23 protein-coding genes and 5 pseudogenes are annotated in these 18,361 nt (G+C 59.4%); 18 read left to right on the top strand and 10 right to left on the bottom strand.

Going from position 1 to position 18,361, the window contains the following annotated elements; translation table 11 throughout:
- Positions 1-118: 118 nt before the first annotated feature.
- A pseudogene (locus FY112_RS32015) lies at positions 119-351 on the top strand (plasmid stabilization protein); the annotation flags it as partial.
- A gap of 44 nt (positions 352-395) precedes the next feature.
- Here FY112_RS32015 and FY112_RS38305 read toward each other — a convergent pair.
- Positions 396-548: pseudogene (locus tag FY112_RS38305) on the bottom strand (EF-hand domain-containing protein); the annotation flags it as partial.
- A gap of 168 nt (positions 549-716) precedes the next feature.
- On the opposite strand from FY112_RS38305, the gene FY112_RS32005 reads away from it, so the two are divergent.
- From FY112_RS32005 to FY112_RS31975, 7 genes and pseudogenes are all read left to right on the top strand, one after another.
- Positions 717-1,364, top strand: coding sequence for a TetR/AcrR family transcriptional regulator (locus tag FY112_RS32005; RefSeq protein WP_017956580.1), 648 nt, complete (start codon positions 717-719; stop codon positions 1,362-1,364).
- Between the two features lie 5 nt (positions 1,365-1,369).
- A pseudogene (locus FY112_RS38655) lies at positions 1,370-1,698 on the top strand (flagellar protein); the annotation flags it as partial.
- Positions 1,685-1,899: pseudogene (locus tag FY112_RS31995) on the top strand (PAS domain S-box protein); the annotation flags it as partial. The pseudogenes FY112_RS38655 and FY112_RS31995, both read left to right, overlap by 14 nt.
- Before the next feature lie 163 nt (positions 1,900-2,062).
- Entirely contained in the window at positions 2,063-2,902 is an 840-nt protein-coding gene (locus FY112_RS31990; RefSeq protein ID WP_020047059.1) for a transporter substrate-binding domain-containing protein, read from the top strand.
- A gap of 113 nt (positions 2,903-3,015) precedes the next feature.
- A complete protein-coding gene (locus FY112_RS31985) occupies positions 3,016-3,678 on the top strand; it encodes an amino acid ABC transporter permease (RefSeq protein WP_151520203.1) in 663 nt (220 codons plus the stop codon).
- Positions 3,679-3,683: 5 nt separating this feature from the next.
- Positions 3,684-4,343: an amino acid ABC transporter permease gene (locus tag FY112_RS31980; protein WP_011648868.1), complete on the top strand. Its 660-nt coding sequence runs from the start codon at positions 3,684-3,686 to the stop codon at positions 4,341-4,343.
- Positions 4,344-4,355: 12 nt separating this feature from the next.
- Positions 4,356-5,126, top strand: coding sequence for an amino acid ABC transporter ATP-binding protein (locus FY112_RS31975; RefSeq protein ID WP_151520202.1), 771 nt, complete (start codon positions 4,356-4,358; stop codon positions 5,124-5,126).
- 40 nt (positions 5,127-5,166) lie between these two features.
- On the opposite strand, the gene FY112_RS31970 is transcribed toward FY112_RS31975, so the two are convergent.
- Together FY112_RS31970 and FY112_RS31965 are read right to left on the bottom strand one after the other, a co-directional pair.
- Positions 5,167-5,595: a type II toxin-antitoxin system VapC family toxin gene (locus FY112_RS31970; protein ID WP_151520201.1), complete on the bottom strand. Its 429-nt coding sequence runs from the start codon at positions 5,593-5,595 to the stop codon at positions 5,167-5,169.
- Positions 5,592-5,858: a type II toxin-antitoxin system Phd/YefM family antitoxin gene (locus tag FY112_RS31965; RefSeq protein WP_151520200.1), complete on the bottom strand. Its 267-nt coding sequence runs from the start codon at positions 5,856-5,858 to the stop codon at positions 5,592-5,594. The genes FY112_RS31970 and FY112_RS31965 overlap by 4 nt, the downstream gene beginning before the upstream one ends.
- Before the next feature lie 254 nt (positions 5,859-6,112).
- On the opposite strand from FY112_RS31965, the pseudogene FY112_RS31960 reads away from it, so the two are divergent.
- The 5 genes and pseudogenes from FY112_RS31960 to FY112_RS31940 all read left to right on the top strand — a co-directional run bounded on the left by FY112_RS31960 (position 6,113) and on the right by FY112_RS31940 (position 9,763).
- Positions 6,113-6,864, top strand: a pseudogene (locus tag FY112_RS31960) (GntR family transcriptional regulator).
- Positions 6,865-6,867: 3 nt separating this feature from the next.
- Positions 6,868-7,653 carry a transporter substrate-binding domain-containing protein gene (locus tag FY112_RS31955; protein WP_017956572.1) on the top strand — a complete coding sequence of 262 codons (786 nt, stop codon included), beginning with the start codon at positions 6,868-6,870 and terminating at the stop codon, positions 7,651-7,653.
- A gap of 79 nt (positions 7,654-7,732) precedes the next feature.
- The gene (locus FY112_RS31950; protein ID WP_017956571.1) at positions 7,733-8,404 is read left to right on the top strand and encodes an amino acid ABC transporter permease; all 672 of its coding nucleotides are present in this window, start codon (positions 7,733-7,735) and stop codon (positions 8,402-8,404) included.
- Entirely contained in the window at positions 8,401-9,060 is a 660-nt protein-coding gene (locus FY112_RS31945) for an amino acid ABC transporter permease (protein WP_151520198.1), read from the top strand. The genes FY112_RS31950 and FY112_RS31945 overlap by 4 nt, the downstream gene beginning before the upstream one ends.
- On the top strand, positions 9,038-9,763 hold the full coding sequence (locus FY112_RS31940) for an amino acid ABC transporter ATP-binding protein (protein ID WP_151520197.1): 726 nt from the start codon (positions 9,038-9,040) through the stop codon (positions 9,761-9,763). The genes FY112_RS31945 and FY112_RS31940 overlap by 23 nt, the downstream gene beginning before the upstream one ends.
- Before the next feature lie 160 nt (positions 9,764-9,923).
- On the opposite strand, the gene FY112_RS31935 is transcribed toward FY112_RS31940, so the two are convergent.
- The 6 genes from FY112_RS31935 to FY112_RS31910 all read right to left on the bottom strand — a co-directional run bounded on the left by FY112_RS31935 (position 9,924) and on the right by FY112_RS31910 (position 13,106).
- A complete protein-coding gene (locus FY112_RS31935) occupies positions 9,924-10,295 on the bottom strand; it encodes a type II toxin-antitoxin system RelE/ParE family toxin (protein WP_151520196.1) in 372 nt (123 codons plus the stop codon).
- Entirely contained in the window at positions 10,295-10,552 is a 258-nt protein-coding gene (locus tag FY112_RS31930) for a CopG family transcriptional regulator (protein ID WP_151520195.1), read from the bottom strand. Before FY112_RS31930 ends, FY112_RS31935 begins: the two co-directional genes overlap by 1 nt.
- Before the next feature lie 110 nt (positions 10,553-10,662).
- The gene (locus FY112_RS31925; RefSeq protein ID WP_151520194.1) at positions 10,663-11,169 is read right to left on the bottom strand and encodes an RES family NAD+ phosphorylase; all 507 of its coding nucleotides are present in this window, start codon (positions 11,167-11,169) and stop codon (positions 10,663-10,665) included.
- Positions 11,166-11,651, bottom strand: a complete 486-nt coding sequence (locus tag FY112_RS31920; RefSeq protein ID WP_151520193.1) for a DUF2384 domain-containing protein — start codon at positions 11,649-11,651, stop codon at positions 11,166-11,168. The genes FY112_RS31925 and FY112_RS31920 overlap by 4 nt, the downstream gene beginning before the upstream one ends.
- 277 nt (positions 11,652-11,928) lie before the next feature.
- Positions 11,929-12,663: a PspA/IM30 family protein gene (locus FY112_RS31915; RefSeq protein ID WP_151520192.1), complete on the bottom strand. Its 735-nt coding sequence runs from the start codon at positions 12,661-12,663 to the stop codon at positions 11,929-11,931.
- Positions 12,660-13,106, bottom strand: a complete 447-nt coding sequence (locus FY112_RS31910) for a YjfI family protein (RefSeq protein WP_029871137.1) — start codon at positions 13,104-13,106, stop codon at positions 12,660-12,662. Before FY112_RS31910 ends, FY112_RS31915 begins: the two co-directional genes overlap by 4 nt.
- A gap of 103 nt (positions 13,107-13,209) precedes the next feature.
- Between FY112_RS31910 and FY112_RS31905 the strand changes: the two genes are divergently transcribed.
- From FY112_RS31905 to FY112_RS31885, 5 genes are read left to right on the top strand one after another with little or no spacing between them, the layout of a single operon-like run.
- A complete protein-coding gene (locus FY112_RS31905; RefSeq protein ID WP_131627354.1) occupies positions 13,210-14,265 on the top strand; it encodes an ion channel in 1,056 nt (351 codons plus the stop codon).
- Entirely contained in the window at positions 14,262-14,918 is a 657-nt protein-coding gene (locus FY112_RS31900; RefSeq protein ID WP_131627352.1) for a DUF2491 family protein, read from the top strand. Before FY112_RS31905 ends, FY112_RS31900 begins: the two co-directional genes overlap by 4 nt.
- 35 nt (positions 14,919-14,953) lie before the next feature.
- On the top strand, positions 14,954-15,355 hold the full coding sequence (locus FY112_RS31895; protein WP_151520191.1) for a DUF350 domain-containing protein: 402 nt from the start codon (positions 14,954-14,956) through the stop codon (positions 15,353-15,355).
- A gap of 12 nt (positions 15,356-15,367) precedes the next feature.
- On the top strand, positions 15,368-15,961 hold the full coding sequence (locus tag FY112_RS31890; RefSeq protein ID WP_029871133.1) for a DUF1190 domain-containing protein: 594 nt from the start codon (positions 15,368-15,370) through the stop codon (positions 15,959-15,961).
- 1 nt (position 15,962) lies between these two features.
- Complete coding sequence (locus FY112_RS31885) at positions 15,963-17,120, top strand: glutathionylspermidine synthase family protein (protein ID WP_151520190.1); 1,158 nt, start codon at positions 15,963-15,965, stop codon at positions 17,118-17,120.
- A 378-nt stretch (positions 17,121-17,498) separates the two neighbouring features.
- Here FY112_RS31885 and FY112_RS31875 read toward each other — a convergent pair.
- On the bottom strand, positions 17,499-18,361 hold an 863-nt coding region (locus tag FY112_RS31875; RefSeq protein ID WP_151520209.1), incomplete at its 5' end, for an ISNCY family transposase.

Below are 18,361 nucleotides of genomic sequence, written 5' to 3'. Positions count from 1 at the left end.
ATGGTTAATTCTTTTAGACATCGGAACAAAATCAGGACCCTGACTACTTGTGGTATCAAGCCATCAGTTGCCATGTTGATGGCTGACTGATGCTATATACAGGTGAGAGGAGACTGACATGGCTGAACCTCAACTTTCCGTACAGTGCGAAGGCACGCGATCTTGCGCATCGGCTTTGCCCGGCGCGAAAATCGCTCAATAGCTGACATCGTTGAGTGGGCTCTCGAATCGCATGAAATACGGGAAGCCGGCCGCGAGGCAGCCACGACCTTCTATGCTCGTCTTCTGCAGCAAAGCGGCACGGATATCGACCTTGAATCAGTTATCAAAGAGGACAGGCGGGCAAACAAGGCATCGAACTTTGATCTTTCTCGATACCAACGTCATATCGGATCGGCGCTGCTCGACGTGTCTCCGTCGAGCTGCCCGCTTTTGGTTGCTTTTGCCGACGAAACCGTATTAGAGGATAAGATGTTCTGGGACGCGGATGTCGGGCGCTTGCTATAGAAATAGGAAGAGACTGATGTTGCAGCAGAAATGGTCGTCATAAGCGCTCCATCGCTAGGGAGGTGGGGACGCAACGCGTATTGCAGAACTGATTAGTTCTTTAAATCGAAATCACTAATGCCACAACCGAGAACACTATCCCTCAGAAATCGTAGTCTACGTTCTCAGGTCGTCGCTACGCGTTTCGGCAGAGTGGTCTAGAGACCATCATGGATATTGTCGACGAGACTGCGGCTGAGCCGCGCAAGCGGGGCCGGCCGAAAGTTTCCAGCGACGAGGACAAGCGGGCGCATATCGTTGAAGTCGCCGGCCGCGTTTTCGTCAAATACGGTTATGCCGGAAGCACGACCGCGATCGTCGCCTCCGAGGCGGGCGTTTCGAAGCAGACGCTCTATAAGCTGTTTCAGAGCAAGGAAGAGTTGTTTGCTGCCGTGGTCGGCGCGCATCGACGCCTGATGCTCGATCTGCCCAGGCCTGCTGAAGATATCTCGATCGCCGCGAGCCTCGAACGTATCTTCATGATCGATATGGATGAGGACAAGGATGCCGATCGCACCGGCTTCCTGCAGCTCGTCTTTCGCGAAGCGGCGCAATTTCCGGAACTTGTCGATATCCTGCAGCGCAAAGGCATGCTTGCCAGCCACCAGAATCTCGCCGACTGGTTGAGCGAACGCCGGTCGGAAGGCAGATTGACGCTGGACGATACGGCGAGCGGAGCCCGGATGCTGATGGATATGATCCTCGGCGGCATGGGTCCGCCGGAAGGGCGCGCGCGGGCCTGGCCCGATCGGGCTCAACTGTTTGCCCATCTTCGCCGCTGCATTGCCATCTTTGCCGCAGGCGTCGGCGCCGCCTAAAGCGCATTCGAAAAATCCTGGCAAGCGATGCTCGGACTCGAAGCAATTACAACAGCCTCGATGATGACCGGTTAGTCGCCGAAGCCATCAACTTCGACAGCAATGGTGACGTGACCGTTTCTCCGACGACTATGCAACCTACTGCAAGCAGGACAAGATCCGATATCTCGAAGGCGACGAGTTGACGGAAGCGACCGACGCGGCGGACGAAGAAATTTGCCTATTTTCGCGACCGGATGGCGACGACCACGGCCAGCGAATTCCTGGCCGACGATCGTCTGGTTCCTTCGTGCTCGAGGCGAAGGGGCTCGATCCCAACGATGTCACGTCGGACGCGCGCGTCGCGCGTGAGTATTCTTGATCTTGGTGCAGGTGCTGTCGAGGTTCTTGCGGCTCTGTCGAATTCGCAAGCCATGATCGAGTTTGATTATCGGGCGATATCCTCACCGCAAACGAAAGCTTCTGCAGGGCGCTTGGTTACGAGTTGAGGGAGATCGTCGGAAAACATCACAGCATGTTTGTCGAACCTGCCTATACATCCTGCACTGCCGAAAAAATCGCCACGCGCGCCGCTGCGCGTTTTTTCAGCATGACCCATTGACAATTCATCCTTGATGGCACTTCATAACATTGTTCCAGTAAAACAGATATGCGTCCATTATACTGGAACAATAGGAACCATCCATAAGGGGAACGCCATGACCATTTCCTTTCGCACCGGCGTGATGTCGCTGGCCGTCGCCGCTCTGTTGTCCACGCCTGCGCTGGCCGAAGGCAGCAAGCTCGATGAAGTGCTGGCCCGCGGCCATCTCGTCCTCGGCACGGGCAGCACCAATGCACCTTGGCACTTCAAGAGCGCCGACGACAAGCTTCAGGGATTCGACGTCGACATGGGCCACATCATCGCCAAGGCGCTCTTCGGTGATCCCGAAAAGATCGAGTATGTGAACCAGTCCTCCGACGCCCGCATCCCGAACATCACCACCGACAAAGTCGACATCACCTGCCAGTTCATGACTGTTACCGGCGAGCGCGCCCAGCAGGTTGCCTTCACCATTCCTTATTATCGCGAGGGTGTCGGCCTGATGCTCAAGGCGGATGGCAAATATGCCGACTACGCCACCCTCAAGGCGGCCGGCTCCTCCGTCACCATCTCGGTTCTTCAAAACGTTTATGCCGAGGCAATGGTGCATGCGGCCTTGCCGGAGGCGACCGTCGACCAATACGATTCCGTCGACCTGATCTATCAGGCGCTGGAATCGGGACGCGCCGATGCAGTCGCCACGGACCAGTCGTCGCTCGCCTGGTACATGACGCAGAACCCGGGCCGCTATAAAGATGCCGGCTACGGCTGGAACCCGCAGACCTACGCCTGCGGCGTCAAGCGCGGCGATCAGGATTGGCTGAACTTCGTCAACACCGCCCTGCACGAAGCCATGACCGGCGTTGAATTCGACTTTTACGCCAAGTCCTTCAAGACCTGGTTCGGCAAAGATCTGACGCCGCCGCAGATCGGCTTCCCGGTCGAGTTCAAGTAACAGCCATGCGGAGCGGGACATGTTTCCCGCTCTGCATTTAAAGAGTGAGAGCATGATGCCGAAAACCGCTCGCACTTTTCGGCATCATGCTCTGGTCTGAAAGGGCGGCCCGTATGGGTTACACGTTGAATTTCGCTGCCGTCTGGCGCAATTTCGATTTTCTTTTGAGCGGGCTTGCGCTCAGCCTCGGCCTTGCCGTGATCTCGATCCTGATCGGGGCCGCGATCGGCCTTGTGGTGGCCTTCGCGCTGACGTCCAAAAGCCGCTTTGCGATCGTGCCGGCGCGGGTCTATGTCACTGTCATTCGCAACCTGCCGATTCTCGTCCTGGTGCTTTTCGTCTTTTTCGCGCTGCCGCAGATGGGCTTGCGCCTCGACAAGATAAAAAGCTTCGTCCTGGTTCTGTCGCTTTATTCCGGCGCCTATCTGGCCGAGGTGTTCCGTGCCGGGCTGCTGTCTATTCCGAGAGGGTTGACGGAAGCGGGGCTTGCCATCGGCCTGACGGGGATGCAGATCCGTGGCTCCATCATCGCTCCGCTGATGCTGCGCAACGTGCTGCCATCGCTGTCCTCGACGATCATCTCGCTCTTCAAGGACACCTCGCTCGCCGCCGCCATCGCCGTGCCGGAACTGACCTTCGCCGCCCGCAAGATCAATGTCGAGAGCTTCCGCGTCATAGAGACCTGGATGGTCACATCCGCACTCTATGTCGCGACCTGTTTCCTCATCGCCGCCGTGATGCGCTTCGTCGAGCGCCGTCTGGCCCTGCCGAGATAGACCTGATGTCCCACACCTTTCTCGAACAACTCTGGATCGCCCGCTACGTCATCATGAATGGCATCGGCGTGACCGTGTCGATCTCCCTGCTGGCCATCCTCGCGGGTTCCATACTCGGCGTTTTCGTCGGTTTGGCGCTCGTCTATGGCGGCGTTGTTTTGCGTCTGGCCGTGCGCGCCTATACGGACATCATCCGCGGCACGCCGGTGCTCGTGCTGGTGCTGGCGAGCTACTATGTCTCCGCCGCCGTCGGCCTCGATCTCGGGCCGTTCTCTGCCGGCGTGCTCGCCCTTGCCATCTTCTGCTCCTCCCATGTCGGCGAAATCGTGCGCGGGGCGCTTCAGGCAATCCCGAAGGGGCAGACCGAAGCCGCCAAGGCGATCGGCCTGACCTTTACCCAGACCTTCACCTCGGTGCTGTGGCCGCAGGCCATGCGCCAGTGCCTGCCGGCCTGGGTGAATACGGCGGCCGAGATGGTGAAGGCCTCGACGCTGCTCTCCGTCATCGGCGTGGCGGAGCTTCTCCTGCGCACGCAAGAGATCATCTCCCGCAATTTCATGAGCCTCCAGTTCTATTTCCTGGCTGGTGGTCTCTATTTCATCATCAACTACGGCATCGAGCACTTCGGCAAATATGTCGAGCGCAAGACCGCCCTGCCGTCCTGAGGAGACACCCCGATGGCCAAGACCATTCTCGACATCCAGGGTCTGCGCAAGACTTACGGCATCCACGAAGTCCTCAAGGGCGTCGATTGCGCCGTTGAGGAGGGCGAAGTCATTTCCATCATCGGCTCGTCCGGTTCCGGAAAGACCACCTTGCTGCGCTGCATCAACATGCTCGAAGAATTCCAGGGCGGCACGATCAGCCTCGATGGCGAGGAGATCGGCTACCGCGCCGAAGGCACAACGCGGCGCCGCAAGAGCGAGAAGGAGATTGCGCGCCAGCGCGCGTTGACCGGCATGGCGTTTCAGCAGTTCAATCTCTTCCCGCATATGAGCGCCGCTGAAAACGTCATGCTCGGCCTCGTCAAGGTGAAGAAAATGACCAAGCCGGATGCCCGCGCCATCGCGGAAAAATGGCTCGATCGTGTCGGCCTTTCCGCCCGCTCGAACCATTATCCCGGGCAGCTGTCCGGCGGCCAGCAGCAGCGCGTCGCGATCGCCCGCGCCATCGCCATGTCGCCGAGACTGATGCTGTTCGACGAAGTGACCTCCGCGCTTGACCCGGAACTGGTGGGCGAAGTGCTCCAGGTCATCAAGGGGCTTGCCGCCGACGGTATGACCATGCTGCTCGTCACCCACGAGATGCGCTTTGCCTACGACGTTTCGTCACGCGTCATCTTCATGAACCAGGGCGTCATCTGCGAGGAGGGCGATCCGAAGGACATGTTCGTGCATCCGAAGACCGAACGGCTCGCGGAATTCCTCAAGACCTCGAGTTTCAATTAGGCGAAATGAAAGATCCCGTGACGGTCCGCTCTGCGGATTGTCATGGGCGCTCTATCCAAGGGTCGACAAGCTCGAGCCCAAAACCCTCGAAATCCTTTATATTGCGAGTGGCGAGAGTGAGATCGTGAGCAATCGCGGTGGCGGCAATCAAGCCGTCCATTGACGACAAGCCGCGTCCGCTTCGCTTTGCGAGCCCCATCAGGTCGCCCCAGGCTATCGTAACCGGCTGGTCCACAGGGATGACGCGCTGCTCGAAGCGCTGCGGCAGATCCTGGGCAAGCCATTCAGCCAGCGCGTCGCGCTTCCGCCCGCTTTCCATCAATGCAACACCACGCCGGATCTCCGCGATCGATACGGTGCTGATGAATGAGCGATCCTCGTCGAGACTGTCCAGCCATTGTAGGACACGTGCATCGGGGCGCGGCCTTGTCACCTCGGAAAGCACATTGGTGTCCAGCAGAAGTCTCACAGCTGGAGATCACGCGGTTCGTCGCGTTGACGTTCGAGATCCAGATTGGCACCACGCAGCGGCGATTGCATAAGAAACTCTGCAAGGGTGCCCTTGCGCGCGGTCTTCCGCTGCCATTCCTCGGCCGAAACGACGACGACGCTTGGTTTGCCATTACGCATGATCGTTTGCGGCGTAGCTTGCGCACGTTCGATAACCTCAGACAGCTTCGCCTTCGCACTGGCGACGGTCCAACTTTTATCCTCTGGTCGTGACGGCTGCATTCGCTATATCCTGACTATAATGACTATAATGACTATATAAGCCGAACCGCTCTTGCCGCAAGCAGCTTTTCGAGAGGGCAGGGGCTTTGTCGGCCTTCTGCCGACGCTGATCGGGGTTCGCAGGGAATTGCAGGCACTCGCTCAATTTGCGCTCAGTCTGCATTCCCAGCGTGCAAATTCCAGGGGAGGGATCCGAGACATCTTGGAAATCCTGAACACAGGATTTTGGCACGAGCTTTGCTTTCCTGTCTTGTATGCAAGATAGCCACACATCTGAGAGCACGCAGAAGACCATCGAGGAGACGATCGTCTCCGGGATTCTTTCAGCCAAAATTCGGCCTGGGACGCGTCTTAGTGAAAACCAGCTGGCAACGCTCTTCAGTGTGTCTCGAACCCGCGTTCGGGAAGCTATGATGCGCCTGGAAACACGCGGTATCGTGCATGTCAGTCCGAGACGGGGCTGGTTTGTCGTCGAGCCGTCCGCTGAAGAGGCGATCGCGGTCTATGAGGCACGGCGCGTCATCGAGGCCGGATTGCTGCGCAGCATGCGTGTATTGACAGACGAGGGACGGGAAGCGCTCGACGCGCATTTGAACGAGGAAAAAAGCGCAATGGCTGCGGGCGACCGCCAGCGCCTGACCTATTTGATGGGCGATTTCCACATCCGCATCGCAGAATTGAGCGGTAACGCCATCATCGTCGATATCCTCCGCGATCTCACCGCGAGGACGATCCTCATTTCGATGCTCTATCAGTCTGAATTTCATGCAGCCCAGTCTCATGACGGGCATTGCCGCATCTTCGAGGCCATGCAAGCGGGCGATTTCGCCAGAGCTGCCGAGCTCTCTATCGAACATCTGGACGAAGTGGAAATGGGCCTCGACCTCACCACCCGCCCCGATCCGCTCTCGGAACTGCGCAGTTCCCTGTCACTTCCTCCCAAGACCGTGCCCTCGGTCTCCCAACTGTCAGACCCAAAAAACCACAACTTCAAAGGAGCAATTAAACCATGCTGACAAGACGAGTCTTCTTCGCAATCGCGACCCTGGCTGCAACCTTCGGCTTCGGCTCGGCGTCCTACGCCGATGCTCTCGCCGACATCACCGCGCGCGGGACGCTGCGTGTCGCGGTCCCGCAGGATTTCCCGCCCTTCGGCAGCGTCGGTACCGATATGGCGCCGATGGGATATGATATCGACGTGGCTAATCTCATTGCCGAAAAGCTGGGCGTCAAGACCGAACTCGTGCCGGTCACCAGCGCCAACCGCGTCCCCTATCTGCAGACGAACAAGGTCGATCTGGTGATATCAAGCCTCGGCAAGAATGCGGAGCGCGAAAAAGTGATCGATTTCACCACGGCCTACGCACCCTTCTTCAACGGCGTGTTCGCACCGGCCGATCTTTCGATCGCCAAGGTGGAAGATCTCGCCGGCAAGAGCATCGGCGTCACGCGCGGCGCCGTGGAGGATCTCGAGCTGACGAAGATCGCGCCGGCCGACGCGACGATCAAGCGCTACGAGGACAATAATGGCACTATCTCGGCCTTTCTGTCCGGCCAGGTCGACACCATCGCCACCGGCAACGTCGTGGCCGCTGCGATCCTCGCCAAAAATCCCCCCAAGCGCCCTGAGATGAAGTTCCTCATCAAGAACTCGCCCTGCTACATCGGCCTCAACAAGGAACAGGCAGCCCTTCTGGAGAAGGTGAACGGCATTGTCGCCGCCGCAAAAACCGATGGCGCGCTGAACGCCATATCGCAGAAGTGGCTCGGCGCCGATCTTCCCTCGGATCTCTAGGACCCGGTCTTACGGACGTCATCCCGCGTCCGCACGCGGGATGACGTGATGCTCCGTTACCGCAAGAGGGGACAGTTCCTTGAGTTATCATTTCGAATTCGGCTGGCTGTTTGAATATTATCCTGAGATCATCAAGGGCATACTGATCACGCTGGAGCTTATCGCGATCGGCGGCGTGCTCGGCATTTCGCTCGGGATCTTCTGTGCCTGGGTGCGGGCACTCGGCCCGGTCTGGCTGAAGCCTGTCGTTGCGACCTATGTCGAGCTAATCCGCAATACGCCGTTCCTGATCCAGCTCTTTTTCATCTTCTTCGGTCTACCGTCGCTCGGCCTGCAGCTTCCCGAACTGACGGCTGCCAACCTCGCGATGGTCGTCAACCTCGGCGCCTATAGCTGCGAAATTATCCGCGCGGGCATCCAGGCAACCCCGAAGGGCCAGTTCGAGGCAGGCGAGAGCCTCGCCATGACGCGCTTCGAAACCTTCCGGCATGTCGTTCTCGTACCGTCCCTGCAGCGCATCTGGCCGGCGCTGTCGTCGCAAGTCGTCATCGTCATGCTCGGCTCATCGGTGGTGTCGCAGATCGCCGCTGAGGATCTGACCTTTGCCGCGAACTTCATACAATCGCGAACCTTCCGCGCCTTCGAAGCCTACATCGTCTCGACAGCCATCTACCTTGTGCTGGCCATTCTGCTTCGGCAGCTGCTGGGGGTGGTCGGCGGGTTCATTTTCCCGAGGAGAGCAGCACGATGATCGAGTTCACACTCTGGGACATCCTGCGCAACCTGCTGCTCGCCACCCGCTGGACGATCCTGCTTTCGCTCGTTTCGTTCATCGGCGGCGGCGCGGTCGGACTGGGGCTGCTGTTCCTGCGCATCAGCAAGCGCAAGACATTCAAGGCACTCGCGAAATATTACATCGAGCTCTTCCAGGGCACGCCGCTGCTGATGCAGCTCTTCATCGCCTTTTTCGGTCTCGGCCTCTTCGGGATAGACGTGCCGGCCTGGCTTGCTGCGGGATTGGCGCTCACCCTGTGGAGTGCCGCGTTTTTCGCCGAAATCTGGCGAGGCTGCGTCGAGGCGGTCGCGCGGGGTCAATGGGAAGCCTCTGCCAGCCTCGGCATGGGCCGGCTGCAGCAGATGCGTTATGTCATCTTGCCCCAGGCGCTGAGGGTCGCCATACCGCCGACGGTCGGTTTCTCCGTGCAAATCGTCAAGGGAACGGCGCTGACCTCGATCATCGGTTTCGTCGAATTGTCGAAAGCCGGCACGGTCGTCACCAATGCCACTTTCCAGCCCTTCACCGTCTACGGGCTCGTCGCTCTCATCTACTTCGCCCTTTGCTGGCCTTTGTCAAAAAGCAGCCAGATCCTGGAAAGGAAGCTCAATGTCGCTCATCGAAATCACTGAAGTCCGCAAGAGCTTTGGCACCACCGAGGTGCTGAAAGGCATCAATCTCGATGTGGAGGCCGGCGAAGTCATCGCCATTATCGGCAAGAGCGGTTCGGGCAAATCGACCCTGCTTCGCTGCATCAACGGCCTGGAGACCATCACCGACGGCTCCATCTCCGTGGCCGGCGCGCAGCTCCTCGAAGACGAAGTCCATCTGAAGGCACTGCGCCTCAAGGTCGGCATGATCTTTCAGCAGTTCAACCTCTTCCCGCACCTGACCGTCGGCGGCAACGTCATGCTGTCGCAGACCGTGGTCAAGAAGACCCCGAAGGCCGAGGCCGAGGCCACGGCCCGCAAGATGCTGGAGCGGGTGGGGCTAAGCCACAGGTTCGACGCCTATCCGGACGAGCTCTCGGGCGGCCAGCAGCAGCGCGTCGCCATAGCCCGCGCGCTGGCCATGCAGCCGACAGCACTTCTCTGCGACGAGATCACCTCCGCACTCGATCCGGAACTGGTCGCCGAAGTTCTGGCCGTCGTGCGCGAACTCGCCGTCGAGGGAATGACCCTCCTGATGGTGACGCACGAGATGAAGTTCGCCCGCGACGTCTGCAACCGCGTCGTCTTCATGCACCAGGGCCGAGTCCACGAAGCAGGCCCGCCGGAGGAAGTCTTTGCCAATCCGCAGACTGCGGAACTGAAGCAATTTCTCGGTGTCAATTAGGAGACAGTGAGAATAGCCGACTTGGTGGATCGAGCATTTTTATGCCGTGCTGCGTTTGCGCGTCGATTATCCGCTCGGTAAGCGGGGCGCCTCTCGCCTATCTAACGCGGCTTGCTGCTCGATCTGCTGCCGCGCCGCCGGTGATCGCGGCCGACCGTCCTCAGGACTTCAGCCGAGGATGTCCCATCAACGCTGCATACTCTCTGTCGGTCAATCGTTCGATTGTCCTCAGCTGTGCGGGAATATCCATCCGCTCATGCAAGACCGCGGCAATGACGAAGGTTGAGTCGTCAACGACGATGTATACGGCGTAATGGTGTTCTATCTTGTGGAGCCGGAAGAGCGAATTCCTGGCGCGCTCGTCTTTCTTTATCCTTACGCGGGCATAGGCTTCGGGGATGCCTTCAAATCCCGCCCGCAGCAAGCGGCTATATGCTTTCGCCTGTTCGATGGACCATTTTCGCGCCGTTTCGCGGACTGCCAGACGGTAGTTATCAAGGGCGGTCGGCAGGATGAGAACGCGAGGAGCCACTAGCGCAGTTCTTCATCCAGCTCCGCGTCGATAGCATCCAGAGCAGAAAGGGGCAGCATCTCTCCGCGCCGGAATTCCTCTTCCGCCCGCAGCAGCGAGCGGATGGCATAGCGGCGATCTTCTTCGCGTGCCATATCTTCGCGAATAAGGGCGCGTACATATTCGCTCGGCGTCGTGTACTGGCTCTCCCCGTTGGCGCGCATATCGACGAAGGCGCGCATTTCATCGGGCAAGCTTACATGCAGGCTGCTGGTCACGTAGCACCCTCCTTATCAAATTCCTGAAATTGTTCTGCATCCGGGTCGCGATGTCAATATTTGACATTGAGATTCGGTCCCTTCCAAATATTCCCGTGGCTCCAAGACGTTCATGACGTGGGCGGATGCAGCCGTGTATCGAGGGCAAAAGCCTCCTGGAACTTCAGCGCATAGGCGCCCGTCGCGCCGCCTGCCAGAAAAATCAGGTTCCAGCTATGCCGCGAGACCGCGCTCGGGATCGCCACAAAACGATGCTGTCGAAGCAAATCGTCTCCGAAGGCTTGCTGTCCGGCGCTGGGAATGCCCGGGCGCAACCAGTTGGGATTGGGCACGTTTCCCGGATCGACAACATGGATATCGCCAGCATCGGCAATGACAGCTGCCGTCATCCTGTGCGCCACGGTGTCGAGCGCCCGGAACCCCTTGTGGACCGCGACTTCAAGGATCGCCGTCGCGGGATCGAGCGAGCAGTAGACCGCGCGAACCCCCTTGCTGCTCCAGCGGCCGCCAACCCGATAGGCGCCTTCTCCGCTATCCCAAGTCGGCGCATGGACGGCCTGATCGAGCCGCCACGCGACCAGCTCGGCCCCGCCGAGCGCTATCGGCAAAAGGGTCATGCATAGACGCCGTATTCCATGCGATCGAGATGATCTTCGACAAGCTCGACGCCGGCGGGCGTCCCGAGAAGATCGATCGGGCGGCGCTGCTCAAGTCCGACCGCCGGACGCTCCAGCCATTGTTCGGCTTCCGCCTGCGATCCGAAGATATCCGTTGCCTTTGTGAGAATCTCGGCGAATTTCCACGCGCGGCCGCTCTGTTCCTGGCTGAGCGGCTTGGAAGGCGTATCCTTCCGCCGCTGCCAGGTGCGCAAGCTCATGCCCACCGCCTTTTCGAGGGACTCGTTCTTGCCGAGGACGACGAGAGTACCGACAAGATGATCCAGTGCTGTTGCAGGCAGGCCGTGCAGGAGTAGCTCATGGGCGTCGAGCGCATTGGTCAGGCTGCGCGACAGAATGCGCGAGCCGCCGAGCAATGCCTCTATTTTTTGCAGTTCACCACCGCCTGCCGCTGAAGAAGGTGCTTTTGCTGCGACGACCATGATTTTTCTCCTACGTCATCTGTCGCTTTTTATATGTCATGTGTCGCGACGAATTTCAAGATCTGACGGGCGTATCCGGCGTATCGGCCGCGGAACCGTGCCTTTTCTCGCTGCCGGCGCCAAACAAGCGGGGCAGGCGGCGATGGCACCGCCTGCCAAGGGCAGCTTGCAGCGGATTGAAATGCTGCGATCCCCACCGCTTTAAGAGGCTAGGTCGCGGCGCTCCAATTCCGTAAGCGCGCGGGAATGGCAGGCAGGGCCGCCGCTCCTGGGATTGTCAGTCTTTTTTGCTGGTCGGCGCTGGCAGCAAGATGGGCTCGACTGAATGTTTCGGTGCCATCAGCTGTGCAAGAACGTCGTCGGCCGAGTGGCTCGAACCGCCGATGCCGGCTTCGCGCAGTTGACGATCGAGGTCGCTGCCGTTTTCCAGCGCGGCCAGTTCAGCACCGGCTTCGATGCGGCCGGCAGTGATTTCCTGGCGTTTCTTGATGCGTTCGAGACTTTCGACGGCGCTACCGAGACGGGTATTGATGCCCGACTGGCTATGGGCAATCGCCGACTGAGCGCGCAGCAGCGACTCGTTGGCTTTGACATTCTCCACCTCACGCTTCATCTGAGCAATGCGCGCTTCGGTCTCCTGGATCGTGCGCAGCATCTGCTGCTGGCGGGGCAGCAGCCGATCGAGCTCTTCCTGATCGCGCTGCACTTCGCCACGGATACTGGCGATACGCTGAGCGAGACCCTGAGCCAGATCCGTGCGGCCCGCGGAGATCGCGGCGCGAGCGCTGTCGGTATCCTTCGTCTCCTTCGCGCGGTTTTCTTCAAGTCGGCGCATGACGCTCTTGTTGGAAGCCATGATGCCGGCCAGATCGGATCGCGCACTGCGCAGCGACTGTTCTGCGTCGCGGATTTCTTGGTCAAGAATGCGCATGGACTGGCTGTCGGCGGCCGCTTCCGCTGCCTCGTTGATGCCGCCGCGAATGGCGGTGAAAATCTTTCCCCATGTGCTCATGCTGCAATCTCCCCGCTTTTCCATTCTTCAATCATATGTGCCGCATCGACGGCATTGGCAGCCAGAATCGCGACTTCCTCTACCACCGTCTCGGCCGGCGAGCGTGCTGACAGCGAGCCGAACAATTCATACCATTCCTCACCGTCGATCGTGGTGATGCCGAAGCTGGAGAGCGGCACGAACTTATGGGTCTTCAGCACCATACGTTCGAAGGCTTCTCGATTGGACACGTCCTTGCACGGCACCAGAACAGCGCTGACTAGGATGTCGCGCTCCCCGCTTACCGCGACGAAGACGTCGAGATCGCCTTTTTCCTTCAGAGTCACGCATATGACGTCGCCCTGTTCGGGTACGGCTACATCCACATCACCCAGTGCGTCGGGATCGGCGGCGAACAGGCGCGTTAAAGTGGTGAGGTTCCAGGTCTCCAAAAAGTCCTCCATCGGTTGGAACGTCAAAATATTTGGGTAATCGGTTTGCAACTTAAAGATCTGGTGCGCTAAATAAATTTCGCTAGGGTACGCGTTGGGAACGGGGGCGAATCGCTTGCCATTTATCGCTTCATTGATGCGGCGTGTATATCTCTCGCTCAGCGAATTGGCCTGGTCAGCCCTTTTTGTTATCCTCGTGATCCACCTGGTCGCTTCTTATCTGCTCTTCATGCTCGCCGGCGAAGTCGATCTGGTCGGTAATCCGGTCGACTTTCTTTATTACTATATGGTGACGGCAACGACTGTCGGCTATGGAGATCTTTCTCCAAAATCGGGGCTCGGCCGATTAATTGCCGTCCTGTTCGTTCTTCCCGGCGGCATTGCCATCTTCACCGCTGTTCTTGGCAAGTTGTTGACAAATATCGGTACGATCTGGAGAAACCGCATGCGCGGATTGGGTGATTACAGCGAACGCGCCGGCCATATCATCGTCCTGGGCTGGCAAGAGGGGCAGACATACCAGACGCTGCGGCTGCTGCATGCCGAACGACAGGCCAACGAACCGATGAGTGTTCTGGTTGCCAAGGACCTGCCGGAAAATCCCGCCAGCAATTACGCCGACTATATCAGAACCGAGCGGCTTGCCGATGCCGACGCTCTGGTGCGGGCCGGAGTGGCCCAGGCGCGCGCGATCATCGCGCGCGGTGCAAATGACGACGAGACGCTGGCCGCCGTGCTGATTGCCGAAGACCACGCGCCCAATGCCCATATCGTGGCCTATTTCGCCGACGACCGCACGGCACAGATGGTCAAACAACGCCGGCCGCGCGTCGAGGCGGTGGGCTCGCTCGCCGAGGAGCTGCTGTCGCGTTCCGCTCGTGATCCAGGCTCTTCGGAAATCGCCGCACGGCTGCTGTCGGCCGCTTCCACCGACACGGCGTTTTCGCTGCCGGTACCGCCTTTGCAAACGCCGCTACTCTATGGGGACGTGTTTTTAAGGCTCAAGCGTCAGCATAATGTGACGCTGGTGGGCATGCTGAGCCAGGGCATGACCGACCTCAATTGCCAGGACGAGACACTGATGCGGGGCGGCGAGACCCTTTACTACATCAGCGGAATGCGGCTAGATCCCGCTGCCATCGCTTGGGCTCGAATGGGAGACGTATCATGATCAGCTGGTTCGGCAGAGACAAGAACGAAAGGCCCTTACCCAAAGAACTTGGCCCGTTGAGCGCCGCCATCGGGGGGGCGTTGGACATCGATTTCCTCTCCCTCGAAGCCGAGGCTTTGGCCGGCCAGCCGGCGATGCCGCTGCCACGGAGCGGCCCGTTCATCATCGTCGCCTACGGTGAGGTTTCGCTCGATGCCGCGACGGTTCTGTCGCGCTACTACGATGAGGACCATCGGATGATTCAGGTGATGTCGACGTCGGGCCAGCCGGGTGATGTCGACGACATCAGCTTTTATCAGCCCTGGGACAGCGTCGTGCCTGCCGGGCAGGGCGAATGGAACCGCTGGACCGGGCCGGACGGGCTGATCGGTCAGCCAAGCTACGATGCCGATGGCATCCTCTATAGCCGCTTCTGGGGCGAGGGCCCGGAGCGCACCCCATTGGCGGAGTTTGTCGAGAAGGTCGACGACGGTGAGGCGCAGCGCTCCATTCACCAGACCTGCATGCTGTATTATCGCCCGCTTGGCTCGACGCGCGAAATGCTTTTGATCAATGTCGAGCGCGACCTCGATCTCGGACAGAGCCAGGCAGGCAGCTCGGTGGAATTTCTGATCGGCTACGGACTCGCTCCGGCCGATGTTCGCCGCGTCTGATAGACCCTGTCAATTTTCAACGGAGGACTTTTTCAATGCTCGATTACGTGGCGGGTCTGCCTGCCTTCCTCGGCTATTTCGCCGTTGGTCTTGCCGCTTACGGCGTTTTCGCGGTGATCTACACGTTCCTGACGCCGCAGAAGGAAGTCCAACTCATTCGCGCAGGCAATCTTGCCGCCGTCACGGCATTTTTGGGCGCGCTTGTTGGTTTCAGCCTACCTCTGGCTTCGGCCGCAGCCAATTCGGTCAGCATCGTCGATTACATCATATGGGCGGTGGTCGGCATTCTGGCGCAGATCCTGGCTTACTATATTGCGAATTTCACCATGACGGATCTGCATGAAAAGATCACTGCCGGCAATATCGCCGCGGGCATATGGGGCAGCGGCATCGCGCTGGTCATCGGTATTCTCAACGCCGCCTGCATGACCTATTGAGGGGAGGGAATGATGCGCAGACGTAAGAGCGGGCACAAACGACCTTTCCTGGCCCTCGGCACTATTGCTGCCTCGACCCTGGCGCTGTCCGGTTGCGGCGATCAGACTCCTTCGGAGACAATGTTCACCTCCGTCGACCAATGCGTGACTTCCGGCATGGACCGGCAGGTCTGCCAGGCCGGCTATCAGGATGCCATGCGGGCCCATCTCGCCGCCGCGCCGCGTTTCAACGGCATGGCCGCCTGCGAGGCCGAATACGGCTCGGGCCAGTGCACGGAACAGTCGGCCAGTGCCGTCCCCAACAATACCGGCGGAGGCGGCAGCTTTTTCGTGCCGTTCCTGACAGGCTACGTGCTGTCTTCCGCACTGAACAACATCGGCGACTATTACAATTATCGCCGGCGCCAGGAGGAGAGTGGCTCCTACGGCTCGACACCGATTTATCGCAATCGCTCGGGGCAAACGGTGACAACGACTGTTCGCTCGGGCGGCAACGACACCGCGATCGCGCCCTCGCGTCAGACTGTTAAGCCGGTCAACGTCAACACCCGCACCGTTGCCCGTCAAGGCTTCGGGGGCCGTTCGTCCTTCAGTTTCGGCGGCTGACATGAAGCGCATCACCCTTCCGGCGCGTCCTGATTGGCTTGACAAGGCGCGCGCCGTCGGCTTCGGGTTTCACGTCATGTATGGCGAACCCTACTGGCTCGACGATGCCGCCTATACATTCACGCTCGATGAGATCGAGACACGGATTGAAGAACCGAGCCAGGAACTGCACGACATGTGCATGGATCTGGTCGGTGATATCGTCGGAAGCGAAGAGACGCTCGACAGGCTGGCCATTCCGGAGGACCTGCGCGATGTGGTGCAGCGCTCCTGGCAGCGCCGCGACCGGCACCTCTACGGCCGGTTCGATCTTGCTTACGACGGCACTGGCCCGGTTAAGTTGCTCGAATATAACGCCGATACTCCCACTTCGGTGTTTGAGACAGCCTATTTCCAGTTCAACTGGCTGACCGACCAGGTGGCTTTGGGTATCCTGCCCAAGGACGCGGACCAGTACAATTCCCTGCAGGAAAGCCTCGTTGAGGCGTTCGAGCAATTTCCCAAAGAGCCGATCTTCCACTTCGCGGCGATGACCGACAATGAGGAGGATCGCGGCACGACGGTATATCTGATGGACTGTGCGGTGCAGGCCGGCCATCGTGTCGAGCTTCTGGACATCCGCGAGATCGGCATCGATGCACAGGGCCGTTACACCGATCTCAAGGATCGGGTGATCGACCGCTGCTTCAAGCTGTATCCGTGGGAATTCATGCTGCGCGAGCCGTTCGCCCGCGACCTCGTGCGCTCGGGCGATGTTTTCGTCGAGCCCGCCTGGAAGGCCGTGCTTTCCAACAAAGGGCTTCTGCCTCTGCTCTGGCAGCGCCACCCCAATCATCCCAACCTGCTGGCTAGCTATTTCGCAGACGACCCGGCGGCCTCGAGTTTGAGCGACTATGTGCGCAAACCACTGCTGTCGCGAGAAGGCGAGAACGTCACGATATTCCGAGATGGCCGGGAATTGATTTCCGCCCCGGGCGACTACGGCGACGAAGGCTTCATCGTCCAGGCCTATGCCCCGCTTTTCGAAAGCGATGGCGGCTTCGCCGTGCTCGGCAGCTGGATCGTCGGTGATCGCGCCTGCGGTCTTGCGGTCCGCGAGGACCGCTCGCGCATAACCGCGAACTTGTCGCGTTTCGTGCCGCACGTCATAGTCGGATAAGAGGAGGTATATCCCTTCAGGCCAGAGATCTTCGTCTATGCGTCGAGCGATGCCGGCCATCCGCCAGCGGGCAATCTTGCGGCGTTCATCGATATCGATCTGGGAGTAGGTGCGTTTCATGTCTCGTTCCTTGCAAGGATAAGCCGTTGTTATCTATTGCAAGTCGCACTTCATCCTTGAACCCACCCCCCTTACAATGGATGTCAAAGCTGATTAGATGCGCAACGCTGTCAGCCATTTAGAAATGCGACACTCGGCATGTCCACTTGCGCTGAGGCAAGCCCCCGACCGGACCGGCTGGGCCGGGTTGCAAGGGAAGGGAGGGGGCGGGTGAGGAGCACCCCTTCGGCTTTAGCTTTGAGACTATGAGTGCCCGATTTATTCCGCTGCCTCCAGCCGTGCCAGCGCCTTCTGCCTTTTTGCGATGACCTCCGGATCATTCATGAAGTCCGTCCGCCGGCCAGGCTTGCGGCCACGCTTCTGATAACCATTGCCCTGGCTGCCATCGGGAATACCGAACATATGATCCGTCTGGCCGGTGCGGCGGGGGCCGCTCTTGCTGCGCTGCTGTTCCCGCCCAGCCTGCAGCTCAGCGACGACGGAAAGCATGTCGTCGAGACGCTTGTTCTCGACAACCTCTGCCCGGTGGACCGACCGCAACTTGTCGAAGGTTCTGTAGGGGAGGGTGAAGCTCTCGTGCATGATCTCGAGGCGGCCGTCCGGGTAGTCGCAGACAACGACCTTCTTTCCCGCCAGCCCTTTGGCCCGCTCCGTCGGATCGAGAATGAACAAGACCTTGTCGTAACGGAGCGTCAGCGACTGCGACAGCGTGCGGACTTCCTTCCGGCACATGGCGCCATCGAGATTCTCATGCGCGGCAAGCGGCCGGTGCATGTCCTTCGGATTGCGTGGCGGTTTGCCAAAACGGTAATTGAAATCCGCAATGAATTCTGATGCATAGGCGTTGGCCGCCTCGATCGTATCGATGCCACGAAGCCGCATCTCCTTCACCAACCGATCCTGCAATGTCTGATTGGCACGTTCCACACGGCCCTTGGCCTGCGGAGTGTTGGCGCAGATGATGTCGATGTTCAACTCATAAAGCGCCCGACCGAACTGCGTCAGGCCGCTCGTCCGGTCCTTCTCCGACGCATGGGTCGAACGAAAAACACCATGCTTGTCGCTATAGAAAGCCAGCGGTTTGCCCCATTGCTGCAGATAGGCTTTCGTCGCATGCAGAT

It is taken from the genome of Rhizobium sp. PEPV16, from assembly GCF_008919455.1.
Lineage (GTDB): Bacteria > Pseudomonadota > Alphaproteobacteria > Rhizobiales > Rhizobiaceae > Rhizobium > Rhizobium leguminosarum_Q.
The sequence above is the reverse complement of the archived record's forward strand: the minus strand, read 5'-3'. Positions and strand labels throughout refer to the sequence as shown.

Excerpts from the sequence above, each read along its gene's own strand:
- FY112_RS31940 (WP_151520197.1), top strand. The coding sequence starts at position 9,038 with ATGTCGCTCATCGAAATCACTGAAGTCCGCAAGAGCTTTGGCACCACC.
- FY112_RS31985 (WP_151520203.1), top strand. The coding sequence starts at position 3,016 with ATGGGTTACACGTTGAATTTCGCTGCCGTCTGGCGCAATTTCGATTTT.
- FY112_RS31890 (WP_029871133.1), top strand. The coding sequence starts at position 15,368 with ATGCGCAGACGTAAGAGCGGGCACAAACGACCTTTCCTGGCCCTCGGC.
- FY112_RS31975 (WP_151520202.1), top strand. The coding sequence starts at position 4,356 with ATGGCCAAGACCATTCTCGACATCCAGGGTCTGCGCAAGACTTACGGC.
- FY112_RS31925 (WP_151520194.1), bottom strand. The coding sequence starts at position 11,169 with ATGACCCTTTTGCCGATAGCGCTCGGCGGGGCCGAGCTGGTCGCGTGG.
- FY112_RS31920 (WP_151520193.1), bottom strand. The coding sequence starts at position 11,651 with ATGGTCGTCGCAGCAAAAGCACCTTCTTCAGCGGCAGGCGGTGGTGAA.
- FY112_RS31965 (WP_151520200.1), bottom strand. The coding sequence starts at position 5,858 with ATGCAGCCGTCACGACCAGAGGATAAAAGTTGGACCGTCGCCAGTGCG.
- FY112_RS31980 (WP_011648868.1), top strand. The coding sequence starts at position 3,684 with ATGTCCCACACCTTTCTCGAACAACTCTGGATCGCCCGCTACGTCATC.
- FY112_RS31895 (WP_151520191.1), top strand. The coding sequence starts at position 14,954 with ATGCTCGATTACGTGGCGGGTCTGCCTGCCTTCCTCGGCTATTTCGCC.
- FY112_RS31990 (WP_020047059.1), top strand. The coding sequence starts at position 2,063 with ATGACCATTTCCTTTCGCACCGGCGTGATGTCGCTGGCCGTCGCCGCT.
- FY112_RS31900 (WP_131627352.1), top strand. The coding sequence starts at position 14,262 with ATGATCAGCTGGTTCGGCAGAGACAAGAACGAAAGGCCCTTACCCAAA.
- FY112_RS31915 (WP_151520192.1), bottom strand. The coding sequence starts at position 12,663 with ATGAGCACATGGGGAAAGATTTTCACCGCCATTCGCGGCGGCATCAAC.
- FY112_RS31945 (WP_151520198.1), top strand. The coding sequence starts at position 8,401 with ATGATCGAGTTCACACTCTGGGACATCCTGCGCAACCTGCTGCTCGCC.
- FY112_RS31910 (WP_029871137.1), bottom strand. The coding sequence starts at position 13,106 with ATGGAGGACTTTTTGGAGACCTGGAACCTCACCACTTTAACGCGCCTG.
- FY112_RS31885 (WP_151520190.1), top strand. The coding sequence starts at position 15,963 with ATGAAGCGCATCACCCTTCCGGCGCGTCCTGATTGGCTTGACAAGGCG.
- FY112_RS31955 (WP_017956572.1), top strand. The coding sequence starts at position 6,868 with ATGCTGACAAGACGAGTCTTCTTCGCAATCGCGACCCTGGCTGCAACC.
- FY112_RS32005 (WP_017956580.1), top strand. The coding sequence starts at position 717 with ATGGATATTGTCGACGAGACTGCGGCTGAGCCGCGCAAGCGGGGCCGG.